The organism is Starkeya sp. ORNL1, assembly GCF_012971745.1.
Lineage (GTDB): Bacteria > Pseudomonadota > Alphaproteobacteria > Rhizobiales > Xanthobacteraceae > Ancylobacter.
The window spans coordinates 4,059,482-4,070,449 of the sequence record NZ_CP048834.1 but is presented as its reverse complement, the minus strand read 5'-3'; the positions used below and the strand labels follow the sequence as shown (position 1 = coordinate 4,070,449).

The window sequence follows — 10,968 nt, the reverse complement described above, 5'->3', positions numbered from 1 at the left end:
CGTGAATATTTCGCTGCGGAAACAACAAAGAATCTCGTGGAGGAAAACATGGTCGACGAAAAGGCCGTCATCGGCAAGGTGGCGTGGCGCTTCATACCCTTGCTGGTGACCGCGGCATTCCTGGCCTATCTGGACCGGGTGAATGTGAGCTTCGCCGCGCTCACCATGAATGCCGATCTCGGGCTTTCGGCCGCGGCCTACGGATTTGGCGCCAGCATCTTCTTCGTCACCTATGTGCTGACCGAAGTACCCTCCAACATCATTCTTGCCCGCGTCGGCGCGCGGATCTGGCTCGCCCGCATCATGTTCACATGGGGGCTGATTTCGCTGCTGATGATCTTTGTGCGCGGCGAATACAGCTTCTATCTGCTGCGCGCCTTGCTCGGCATTGCTGAAGCCGGGCTTTATCCCGGCATCGTCTATTTCATGGCGCTATGGTTCCCGGCCAGATACCGGGCGCGCATCGGCAGCTTCTTCTGGCTGTCGATACCGCTGTCGACGGTGATCGGCGCGCCGATCTCCGGCCTGTTCCTCAATCTCGACGGCCTCATGGGGCTGACCGGCTGGATGTGGCTGTTCATCCTCGAATCCGTCCCCACCATCCTGATGTCGTTCGTGCTCTACACCGTGCTGCGCAACAGCCCGGCGGAAGCGGAATGGCTGACGCCCAGTGAGCGCGAATGGCTCACACGGCGCATGGCGAGTGAGGCCGATGCGGTCGAGACCAACCACGGCGTCCTCGCTGCTCTGGGGAATTCCGTCGTCCTCGCGCTCGGCTTCGTCTGCTTCGGCGCGGTGATCATCAATTACGGCGTGAATTTCTTCCTGCCGCAGATCGTCAAGGGTTTCGGCCTGTCGAACACCGCTGTCGGCTTCGTCACCGCCTTGCCGTCGATCGCTGCGGTCTGCGGCATCCTGTTGTTCGGCTATATTTCCGACAAGACCGGCAATCGCCGCGGCTGCGTCGCCGTCGCCATCACCGCCGTCGCCGGCTGCCTGGCCTTGTCCACGCTCTTTGCGGACCCGGTCTACAAGATGGTGGCCCTGGTCGCCGCCGGCTTCTTCATGTTCGGCTATCTCGCGCCGTTCTGGGCGATTCCCCACCAGTTCCTGAAGGGTGCGGCGCTGGCTGCCGGCATCGCCGCGATCAATTCCCTGGGCAATGTCGGCGGCATCGTCGGCCCCTGGCTGATGGGCTATCTGCGCGACCGCACCGGAAGCTTCGAGGGTGGGCTGCTGGCGCTCGCCGCCGTCGGCCTGCTGGCGGTTCCGCTGCTGCTGATCCTGCGCCGGCCCACCCCGGCCATGCAGGTCGACGTCTCGCGCTCGAGCGCCTGAACCCTGCATTCGAGAGACACGGAGGCACTCCGCCAAGGGTGCCCTCGTTCGCGAGCCCACAAGAAACACGAGAGCAATCCGTCATCGGAGGAACACCATGCGTGGCATTCCCAAGCGGGCATTCATCTATGCCCTGCTGTTCACCTTCCTGCTCATCAGCATGCTCGACCGCATCAATATGTCGGTTGCCGGCAGCTCGATCGCCAAGGAGATGAATCTCAATCCGACCGAGCTCGGCTATCTGTTCTCGTCCTTCCTGTGGATCTACATCCTCTGCCTGCTGCCGGCCGGTGCGATGACGGACCGGCTCGGCACCCGCTGGGCGGTCGCCGGCGCCGTGAGCTTCTGGTCGCTGGCGCAGATGCTGGGTGGCTTCGCCTCCGGCATGGTGACGCTGCTGCTGACGCGGCTCGGCCTCGGCGTCTTCGAATCGCCCACCAACCCCTGCGCCAATCGCGTGATTCGCGAATGGGCACCGCGCTCGGAGCGCGGCCTCGCCTCCGCCATCTGGATCAGCGGATCGCTCGCCGGTCCCTCGATCGGGGCGCTGCTGGTCTCCTGGCTGGTGACCGATTTCGGCTGGCGGCTATCCTTCATCATCACCGGCCTGGTCGGCCTGCTATGGGTGGCGGTCTGGATCGCGGTGTTCCGGCGGCCGGAGCAGGCCGGCTGGCTCGACGAGGCCGAGCGGGCCAAGATCCTCGCCGAGCGCGACATCGCCTCCACCGCGGCCGGGGCCCAGGCCTCCATCGGCTATCGCGGCCTGCTCGCCTCGCCGACGATGTGGAGCATCGCCGTCGCGCAGGGCTGCCTGACCTACATCACCTATTTCTTCCTCACCTGGCTGCCCGGCTATATGCAGATGTCGCGGGGCCTCACCATCATGTCGAGCGGCATCTACACCGCGCTGCCTTACGGCCTCTCGATCATCTTCTGCCTGCTGCTGAGCTACGGCATCGACCGCATGCTCAGCACCGAATCGCTGCGCGCCGGCAAGCGCCGCTATGCGGTGGCGTTCGGCTGCCTCGCCTCGGCAAGCGTGCTGCTGATGCCCTATGCCGATTCCATGTGGACCATCGTGCCGCTGCTCACCGTCGCGCTTACCTTCAGCGCCTCGTCGCAGTCCTGGAACTTCGCGCTGACCAACGACCTGCTGCGCTCGCCCGCCGATGTCGGGCGCGCCTTCGCCTTCGTGACGCTGGGCGGCAACAGCTTCGGCATATTGGCGCCGATCGTCACCGGCTATCTGGTGAATTCGACCGGCAACTTCACCATCGCCTTCGTGATCTGCGGCATCCTCGCTCTTGTCGGCGCGCTGATCGAACTCTTCCTCGTGCGCGGCAGCATCGGCGAAAGCGCCGCCACGCCGAACCTGGCGCCGAGCGAGGCAACAGCCTGATTTAGGCCTGCGTCGTGGTCGCGCCGAGGAAACTATGGATCTGCGCGACCACCGAGGCGCCCTCGCCGACCGAGGCGGCGACGCGCTTGGTCGATCCCGCCCGCACGTCACCGATGGCAAAGACGCCGCGGCGGTTGGTTTCCAGCGGCAGCACCGGCCGCCCGGATTCGTCGCCGGGCTGCGCGCCGGTGATCACGAACCCGTTCGGATCGACGGCGACGCAGCCGTCCAGCCAGCCGGCATTGGGATCGGCACCGATGAACAGGAACAGATGCCGCACCGGGCAGGTGTGCGGCTGTCCGGTGTCGCGATCGCCGAACACGACGGCGGTCAGCCCCTGGGCGCGGTCGCCCTCCAGCGCCCGCACCTCGGTGCGGGTGTGGATCTCCACATTTGGCAGCGATTCGATCCGCTCGATGAGATAGCGCGACATCGACGCCTCCAGGCCGGTACCGCGGATGATGAGGTGCAGCCGCTTCACCCGCGGCGCCAGATAGACCACCGCCTGGCCGGCGGAATTGCCGCCGCCGACCAGCGCGACCTCCTCACCTTCGCACAGCCGGGCCTCCACCGGGGAGGCCCAATAGGAGACGCCGGCGCCCTCGAACGTGTCGAGATTGCTGATGTCCGGGCGGCGGTAGCGGGCGCCCGAGGCGATCACCACGGTCTTCGAGCGCACCGCGACCCCGTTCGACAATTCGAGACGCAGCGAGCAGCGGCCTGCCTTGTCCGGCTCGCCGCAATCCAGCCGCCGCACCCCCAGCGGTATCGCCAGTTCGGCACCGAATTTCTGTGCCTGGACATAGGCGCGGCCGGCGAGCGCCTGGCCGGATATGCCGGTGGGAAAGCCGAGATAATTCTCGATGCGGGCAGACGCGCCAGCCTGCCCGCCTATGGCCCGCTGGTCCAGCACCAGCACGCTCAAGCCTTCCGATGCCGCATAGACCGCGGTGGCGAGCCCGGCAGGGCCGGCGCCGACGATGGCGACATCGTAAAGTCGGTCAGCGGTGAGTTCGGGGACCATGCCGAGGCATACCCCCGCCTCGGCCTCGCTCGGGCACTTCAGCACCGCACCGGTCGGACAGACCATGAGCGGCAATTCGCTTGGCAGAATGCCGAGCCGCTCGACCAGCGCTCGGCCCTCCTCGCTGTGGGCGTTGAGGGTCTTGTGCGGATAGCCGTTGCGCGAGAGGAAACCCTCGAGGCGCGTGACATCGGGATGGCCGGGAACGCCCACCAGCACCGAGCCCACCGCATCGGCCTCGATCAGCCCGACCCGGCGCAGGATGAGCGCGCGCATCACCACTTCACCGATCTCGGCGGAGCCGATGATGAGGGCGCGGAGATGCGCGCTGTCGAGCGGCGCTGCGGTGCAGCCCTCCGGCCCGGCGATGCCGGCAGCCAGAGAGGCGCGAGCGGCAAGCTGGCTGATCTCGCCGGTGAATTCGCCGACCCCCATCGAGGTGATCGCCCGCTCATGGCCAAGCCCGTCACGGCGGCGCACGTCGATGGTCCCCTCAAGGATGATCCAGGTCGAGGAATTCCGGTCGCCGACATCATAGATGGTCTCGCCCGGCGCGAAGCTGCGCGCCTCGCCACTGGCAAACCGCTTCACCAGCTCAAGCTGGGTCGCGTCGAAGACCGGGAACATCTGGTGGCGCCGTGTGTCGAGCAGGCTCATCGCATCCCTCGCAACCGAACGGGGGTGTTCTATCACGATTGCCGAGCCAGCCCTCAAGATGGCGGGAACCCCGCACGTGCGGGGCTCCCATAGTGTGATGCGGTGGCACCGACCCGTTGAGCTTGCTGCAACGATCCGAGGCTAGCAGGAAGCTCCGTCCCTAATCCTTGCTGCGGCCATTACTTCCGCCGGACCTGCCGCTATTGCCGGCACCGCTCTTCCCGCTCCCCTTGGAACTGCCACCGAAGCTGCGACCGCCAAAGCTGCCCCCGAAGCCGCCACCAAAGCTTTTGGCACCGGCGGACAAGGCGGAAGCGCCGAGCCGTGTCGAGGTGTCATAGCTTCCCGTTTCTTCACCTTCGTCGCCGCAATGGTCGTCGGGCGGGCTGGGATCCGGGGCCGGCCGGCTGCTGCTGGTACGGCTATTGGCGCGCCTGCCGTCATTGGTGCTCGCCGGATTGACGCTCAGGCTCGCCTCGCGGTCGGCACATGAGGTGGTGTTCACCCGGAAACGCGGCAGCAGGCTGGCCTGCGAGGCCACATAGGGGAACCGCGCGGCGACGGGCTGGCTCCAGGTCGCCGGGTCCACCCCGCCGCTGGCGGGCGCGACGACCACGGCGCAACTGCCGCGCACGTCGCGGCACACACCCGCGAGATCGCACACCCGCGCCTGCCCCTCGAACAGCGCCAGCGTCATCTCGCCATTGCCCGCCACCGAGAAGTCGAACTCCGTGCCGCGCACGCCGATGGTCGCGGTCGGCGTCTTGATCGTGTAGGCCTGCTTTTCGCTGTTACCGGTGATGAAGCGGAACGCGCCCTTGGCCGCGTTCACGGTGATCTTGCGCGCGGTGTTGTCCGCGTTGAACACGAAGGCGTCGATGGTCATCAGCGAGTTGGGGCCGACAACAAGCTTGGTCGCATCCTTGAACTCGATCTGCGCCTCGCCGCCCGGGCCGGTCTGCACCTTGTCGCCCATGAAGACGTCGCCATCGACCTTGAGGACACGGCGCCCTTCCGCTCCGTTGGCGGCAGCGGCGGGGATGACCGAGACGGCGGTGCCGCTCGGGCCCGCCGCCTGAACCGCGGACACGCCGGCCAGGGCCGAGGCCGAGATGATCGCGCCCCATAAGGCGAGACGCACGGCGATAGGCTTGATACGCAAATGCACGTTTAAGTCCGCCAATTGCGGAACCGATTGGAGTTGCACAAGAGCCTCCTGCTCGAACGATCAATTCGACCCGCGGCAAGAGAGTGCTGGCGTGCGTGAATGGAACGTGAAACCGGGAAATAATCCTTACCCGATGACGGCGCCGCCCGGACGCAGACGCGCCGAAGCGCCCCGCGAGGATTTCAAAACCGCCGGCGCCGAGACGGAGATGGCGATCGGCGTGGTGTGCACCCGCATGGTGTGTTCGCCTGCCTTCGATGATCGCAGTGTATGTATGACAACAATGCTGTGGTGTTCTGTGGTAATATTTCGAGCTTGCAATACGACGTGATGCCAAGTTGAACCACTAATCTTCCGCTACTGGAACTTAGTTTAGCATTCGAAGTTGTTAGCCAGATCGTCCTGACGATTTGGAGGTACCATGAACAGGATTGCCATCTCCGCGATTGCCGTCGCGGTCTGCAGCTTTGCCGGTGCGGCGAGCGCCGCCCCCCTTGGCCCCAGCGCAGGCATTTCGACCCGATCGTCGGTGGAGAATGTTCGCGTCGTCTGCCAGGAGCGGAGGGTGTGGCGCACCGATAAATGGGGCAACCCCAAGCGCGTGACGATTCGCGACTGCGACCGCGTCGGCGGCGGCCCGCGCTATTACGATGGTCGCTATGACGGCCCGCGCTACGTCGAGCCGGGGTACGGCGGCGGGTACGGCGGCGGTGGCGGGCGCTACTACCACGAGGGCAATTACTACTCCGACCCGGGCTTCACGATCCGCATTCGGTAAGCATTGGGCCTGACGCAGAACAGAACGGCGGCGCGATCGAAAGATCGGCCGCCGTTTCTGTTGCATCGAGCGCAGGTGGTTGCTGGTCCGCCCATTGGGCGCGCGAGGCTAAACCGTCGCCGTCACACGGGACCAGTCGGCGTCGGCAAATGTCAGCTGTCCACTTCTGAAGACTGCGACTTCAAGGCCGTCGAGGGTGCCGTCCTCGTGGCGCCCGACGAAGGCGCGGAACTTGCCCGATACCGGGTCATCATAGCGCTGCACCAGGAACGAGCCGTCGGTGCGCGCCTCGATGCTGTATGAACCCGTCAAATCCTTGCGATTTTCCAGTTTAGCGATAATCGCAGCGTCGTTCGCGCTGTTCATTCGTCGGATATTCATTCCTGTCCCTCGCCTCATGAGCGATAAAATCGTGCGCCCGCGGATCAGTACTATATCGTGAGCGGCCATATTAATTTGTTTTTATTTGATATCGACATCCAGGCGAGGCGCGCGTAACCTGTCAGGTCCATGGAGACAGGGATTTGATCAAGATAGCGAAGTCATTCCTCGGCGAGGGCCATGTTCTGGCCGGCGGCAAGGAAATATCGGCCGCCTACAAGATCGAAGGCCGGAGCGGCTCCAACGGATTTGGCTATCTCACCAATGTCGATCCTGCTCAGATTGCGACGATCTGGAAAGAGCGTGGACCGATCATGCTGCGGCTGGTCAATGGCGCAAAGCTTGAAATAAAGCTCGGCACATTCGTTTCCGGTCAGCCTATACCGGTCTCATCGGTGGCAAAACTCACCTGAGCGCGCCGAAATGCTGATGCACAGCCGTCAGAAATCGGCTTTCGAGAGCATGTAGAAGCTGCGCCGCTGGCGTTCATAAGCGGCGTGGGCCGCTCTCTCGATACGCTTGCGATTGCCGTCGAACACGCTCAGCGAGACGGCTTCGTCCATTTGCGGCTGCGGACTGAACTTCTGCAGCGCATCTTCGGCGAGATAGAACGAGATCTCGAATGTCGAATCATACCCCCAGAAGCGGACGCAGCGCTTGAGCGGGTCGTAGGACCGGCTGGTGTTCGGAAAACTGATCGCCATCATAGCCTCCGCGGCTTGAAGAGCCTGGATATGGCCGTAGCCTCCCGGACTACCGGGAGGCTGGTCCACGCGCGACGGGTGGTCCGTCGCACCGGTGCGACGGACCAGTCTTCGCGTCTCAGTAGTCCATGCCGCCCATTCCACCCATGGCCGGCGCGACCTGGGCATTCTTGGCAGGAATGTCCGCAATCATCGCCTCGGTGGTGATGAGCAACGCCGCGACTGAACCGGCATCCTGCAGAGCGGTGCGCACGACCTTGGCCGGATCGACGATGCCGGAGGCGATCATGTCGACGAACTGCTCGGTCTGGGCGTTGAAGCCGAAGTTCTGGTCCTTCGATTCCTGCACCTTGCCGACCACGATCGAACCTTCCACGCCGGCATTCTCGGCGATCTGGCGGATCGGGGCTTCCAGCGCGCGCAGCACGATCTTGATGCCGGCAGCGATGTCGGGATTGTCGGAGGTCAGCTTCTCCACCGCCTTCTTGGCGCGCAGCAGGGCAATGCCGCCGCCCGGGACGATGCCTTCTTCCACCGCGGCGCGGGTGGCGTTCAGCGCGTCGTCGACGCGGTCCTTCTTTTCCTTCACTTCGACTTCGGTCGCGCCGCCGACGCGGATCACCGCGACGCCGCCGGCGAGCTTGGCCAGACGCTCCTGCAGCTTCTCGCGGTCGTAGTCCGAGGTGGTCTCCTCGATCTGCGCCTTGATCTGCGACACGCGGCCCTCGATGTCTTTCTTCTTGCCAGCACCGTCGACCACCGTCGTGGTGTCCTTGTCGATCCGGATCCGCTTGGCGCGTCCGAGCATGTCGATGGCGACATTCTCCAGCTTGATGCCGAGATCTTCGGAAACCACCTGGCCGCCCGTCAGCGTGGCGATGTCTTCCAGCATGGCCTTGCGGCGATCGCCGAAGCCCGGAGCCTTCACCGCCGCGACCTTCAGGCCGCCGCGCAGCTTGTTGACGACGAGCGTGGCCAGCGCCTCGCCCTCGACATCCTCTGAAACGATCAGCAGCGGCTTGCCGGTTTGGGCGACGGCTTCCAGCAGAGGCAGGAAGCTTTGCAATGCGGAGAGCTTCTTCTCATGGAGCAGGAGATAGGCATCCTCCAGCTCAACGGTCATCTTCTCGGCATTGGTGATGAAGTAGGGCGAGAGATAGCCGCGGTCGAACTGCATGCCCTCGACCACTTCGAGCTCGGTCTCGGCGCTCTTGGCCTCCTCGACGGTGATCACGCCCTCATTGCCGACCTTCTGCATCGCCTTCGCGATCATATCGCCGACGGTGTTGTCGCCATTGGCGGCGATGGTGCCGACCTGGGCGATCTCCTCGGACGACCGGACCTTCTTGGCGCGCGCCGCGATGTCCTTGACCACGGCGACCACCGCGAGGTCGACGCCGCGCTTCAGGTCCATCGGGTTCATCCCGGCGGCGACCAGCTTGGCGCCTTCACGGATCACCGCGGCGGCCAGCACGGTGGCGGTGGTGGTGCCGTCGCCGGCGAGATCATTGGTCTTCGAGGCCACTTCGCGCACCATCTGCGCGCCCATATTCTCGAACTTGTCGGCCAACTCGATCTCCTTGGCGACGGTGACGCCGTCCTTGGTGATGCGCGGAGCGCCGAAGCTCTTCTCGATGACGACGTTGCGGCCCTTCGGGCCGAGCGTCACCTTCACCGCATTGGTGAGGATCTCGACGCCGCGCAGCATGCTGTCACGGGCGTCAGTGGAAAAACGTACTTCTTTGGCAGCCATGGTGGTGCTCCAATATATTTTATGAAAAGCTGACGAGGCGGGAAGTTGTCAGGCCGCCTTCTTGGCGGACGTGACCTTCTCGATAACGCCCATGATGTCAGCTTCCTTCATGATCAGGAGCTCCTGACCATCGATCTTGACTTCGGTGCCGGACCATTTGCCGAACAGCACCAGGTCGCCGACCTTGACGTCGAGCGGCACGAGCTTGCCGGCCTCGTCGCGGGCGCCGGGGCCGACCGCAAGTATCTCGCCCTGGGAGGGCTTCTCCTTGGCGGTATCGGGAATGATGATGCCGCCTTTGGACTTCTCTTCGCCTTCGAGACGCCGGACGGCGACGCGGTCATGCAGCGGGCGGAATTTCATGGGATGCCCCTTTCGGGCTGGGCAGGCATTTCCTGCTGCCGTGAGGTGTACACCCTTTGGCACTCGATTGATACGAGTGCCAAAGGGTGCGGTTCCGGAATGTTCGAGACGATCGGCCCGGCTTACGGGCAATCCGCACGTCACGCGGCGGCTTGGTCGGCTGGGTGAGGAACGACCACCCGCACATTTTCGACACCGTGAACCAGCATATTACGATATGGAAGGGTCGGCGCCCCGCGCGACCATCCATTCACGAACGTCACGATCCGCCCGGACACGCGCGATCAAGGTGCGTACCCAGCCGGAGAAACGTTGATGTCGACTTCCATCCAGCCCGTGACGTTACAGCAGGATGCCGTGAGCTGGATGCGGAAGCTGAACCACTATCGGCGTTCCGACGCGCGCCGCAGCGCCCTGGAAATCGCGATCACCGCCCTGCCGTTCGCCTTGGCCTGGGGCGCGATGCTGCTGGCGCTGAAGCTCGACCAGGTCTGGCTCTATGGCCTGCTAATGCTGCCGACCGCCGGTCTCCTGGTCCGCCTGTTCATGATCCAGCACGATTGCGGCCATGGCTCGTTCTTCTCCAACAAGAGCAGCAATGACTGGACCGGCCGGGTCCTCGGGGTCCTGACCCTGACGCCGTATGACCACTGGAAGCGCAGCCATGCGATCCACCATGCCAGCCAGGGCAATCTCGACCATCGCGGCATCGGCGACATCGATACGCTGACGGTCCGCGAATATCGCGCCCTCTCGCGATGGGGGAAGCTGCGCTATCGGCTGTATCGCAATCCATTGGTAATGTTCGGCATTGGTCCGATCTATATCTTCATGCTGCAAAGCCGCCTGCCGCTCGGCGCTTTCCGCAAAGGCTGGACGCCCTGGGTCAGCACCATGGCGACCAATCTCGCCATCGCCCTCATCGCCGTGGCGCTCATCTATGCGGTGGGCTTCTGGTCGTTCGTGCTGGTGCACCTGCCGATCGTGTTCCTTGGCGCCGCGGCGGGAGTCTGGCTGTTCTACGTCCAGCATCAGTTCGAGGGCGCGCACTGGGCGGGAGACGAGAACTGGAGCTTCCACGAGGCGGCGCTGCACGGCAGCTCGCACTACGATTTGCCGGCGCTGCTGCGGTGGTTCACCGCCAATATCGGCATGCACCATGTGCACCATCTGTGCAGCCGCATCCCCTATTACCGCCTGCCGGAAGTTCTGCGCGACCACCCGGAGCTCCGCGACATCGGCCGCCTCACGCTGTGGGAAAGCTTCAAATGCGTGCGGCTGACGCTCTGGGACGAGGAGCGGCGGCGCCTGATCTCGTTCCGGGAACTGGCCTCGGCATAGCTCGGCGTTCGACGGGGCGCTGCCGTGTTGTCGGCGGCACTGGTCGCGTTTCGCTTCGTCCC

General features: G+C 64.4%; 11 protein-coding genes. 5 read left to right on the top strand and 6 right to left on the bottom strand.

The window, feature by feature from the left end; translation table 11 throughout:
- Nucleotides 1–48 precede the first annotated feature (48 nt).
- Together G3545_RS19395 and G3545_RS19390 are read left to right on the top strand one after the other, a co-directional pair.
- Complete coding sequence (locus G3545_RS19395) at nucleotides 49–1,338, top strand: MFS transporter (protein ID WP_170014902.1); 1,290 nt, start codon at nucleotides 49–51, stop codon at nucleotides 1,336–1,338.
- Nucleotides 1,339–1,435: 97 nt separating this feature from the next.
- Entirely contained in the window at nucleotides 1,436–2,737 is a 1,302-nt protein-coding gene (locus tag G3545_RS19390; protein ID WP_170014901.1) for an MFS transporter, read from the top strand.
- Nucleotide 2,738: 1 nt separating this feature from the next.
- Here G3545_RS19390 and G3545_RS19385 read toward each other — a convergent pair whose 3' ends face one another.
- Nucleotides 2,739–4,418 carry an FAD-dependent oxidoreductase gene (locus tag G3545_RS19385; protein ID WP_170014900.1) on the bottom strand — a complete coding sequence of 560 codons (1,680 nt, stop codon included), beginning with the start codon at nucleotides 4,416–4,418 and terminating at the stop codon, nucleotides 2,739–2,741.
- A 160-nt stretch (nucleotides 4,419–4,578) separates the two neighbouring features.
- Nucleotides 4,579–5,559 carry a FecR domain-containing protein gene (locus G3545_RS19380; protein ID WP_170014899.1) on the bottom strand — a complete coding sequence of 327 codons (981 nt, stop codon included), beginning with the start codon at nucleotides 5,557–5,559 and terminating at the stop codon, nucleotides 4,579–4,581.
- A 448-nt stretch (nucleotides 5,560–6,007) separates the two neighbouring features.
- On the opposite strand from G3545_RS19380, the gene G3545_RS19375 reads away from it, so the two are divergent.
- Nucleotides 6,008–6,364, top strand: a complete 357-nt coding sequence (locus G3545_RS19375; protein WP_170014898.1) for a hypothetical protein — start codon at nucleotides 6,008–6,010, stop codon at nucleotides 6,362–6,364.
- A gap of 108 nt (nucleotides 6,365–6,472) precedes the next feature.
- Here G3545_RS19375 and G3545_RS19370 read toward each other — a convergent pair whose 3' ends face one another.
- Nucleotides 6,473–6,730 carry a hypothetical protein gene (locus tag G3545_RS19370; RefSeq protein WP_170014897.1) on the bottom strand — a complete coding sequence of 86 codons (258 nt, stop codon included), beginning with the start codon at nucleotides 6,728–6,730 and terminating at the stop codon, nucleotides 6,473–6,475.
- Between the two features lie 158 nt (nucleotides 6,731–6,888).
- On the opposite strand from G3545_RS19370, the gene G3545_RS19365 reads away from it, so the two are divergent.
- Nucleotides 6,889–7,158, top strand: a complete 270-nt coding sequence (locus tag G3545_RS19365; RefSeq protein ID WP_170014896.1) for a hypothetical protein — start codon at nucleotides 6,889–6,891, stop codon at nucleotides 7,156–7,158.
- A 27-nt stretch (nucleotides 7,159–7,185) separates the two neighbouring features.
- On the opposite strand, the gene G3545_RS19360 is transcribed toward G3545_RS19365, so the two are convergent.
- From G3545_RS19360 to G3545_RS19350, 3 genes are all read right to left on the bottom strand, one after another.
- On the bottom strand, nucleotides 7,186–7,449 hold the full coding sequence (locus G3545_RS19360; RefSeq protein ID WP_170014895.1) for a DUF1488 domain-containing protein: 264 nt from the start codon (nucleotides 7,447–7,449) through the stop codon (nucleotides 7,186–7,188).
- A gap of 118 nt (nucleotides 7,450–7,567) precedes the next feature.
- A complete protein-coding gene (gene groL, locus G3545_RS19355) occupies nucleotides 7,568–9,202 on the bottom strand; it encodes a chaperonin GroEL (protein WP_170014894.1) in 1,635 nt (544 codons plus the stop codon).
- 48 nt (nucleotides 9,203–9,250) lie between these two features.
- A complete protein-coding gene (locus tag G3545_RS19350) occupies nucleotides 9,251–9,565 on the bottom strand; it encodes a co-chaperone GroES (protein WP_170014893.1) in 315 nt (104 codons plus the stop codon).
- Nucleotides 9,566–9,880: 315 nt separating this feature from the next.
- Between G3545_RS19350 and G3545_RS19345 the strand changes: the two genes are divergently transcribed.
- A complete protein-coding gene (locus G3545_RS19345) occupies nucleotides 9,881–10,906 on the top strand; it encodes a fatty acid desaturase (protein ID WP_170014892.1) in 1,026 nt (341 codons plus the stop codon).
- Nucleotides 10,907–10,968 lie beyond the last annotated feature (62 nt).

Coding starts and splice junctions, on each gene's coding strand:
- G3545_RS19360 (WP_170014895.1), bottom strand. CDS start 7,449: ATGGCGATCAGTTTTCCGAACACCAGCCGGTCCTACGACCCGCTCAAG.
- G3545_RS19350 (WP_170014893.1), bottom strand. CDS start 9,565: ATGAAATTCCGCCCGCTGCATGACCGCGTCGCCGTCCGGCGTCTCGAA.
- G3545_RS19385 (WP_170014900.1), bottom strand. CDS start 4,418: ATGAGCCTGCTCGACACACGGCGCCACCAGATGTTCCCGGTCTTCGAC.
- G3545_RS19395 (WP_170014902.1), top strand. CDS start 49: ATGGTCGACGAAAAGGCCGTCATCGGCAAGGTGGCGTGGCGCTTCATA.
- G3545_RS19375 (WP_170014898.1), top strand. CDS start 6,008: ATGAACAGGATTGCCATCTCCGCGATTGCCGTCGCGGTCTGCAGCTTT.
- groL (WP_170014894.1), bottom strand. CDS start 9,202: ATGGCTGCCAAAGAAGTACGTTTTTCCACTGACGCCCGTGACAGCATG.
- G3545_RS19370 (WP_170014897.1), bottom strand. CDS start 6,730: ATGAACAGCGCGAACGACGCTGCGATTATCGCTAAACTGGAAAATCGC.
- G3545_RS19345 (WP_170014892.1), top strand. CDS start 9,881: ATGTCGACTTCCATCCAGCCCGTGACGTTACAGCAGGATGCCGTGAGC.
- G3545_RS19390 (WP_170014901.1), top strand. CDS start 1,436: ATGCGTGGCATTCCCAAGCGGGCATTCATCTATGCCCTGCTGTTCACC.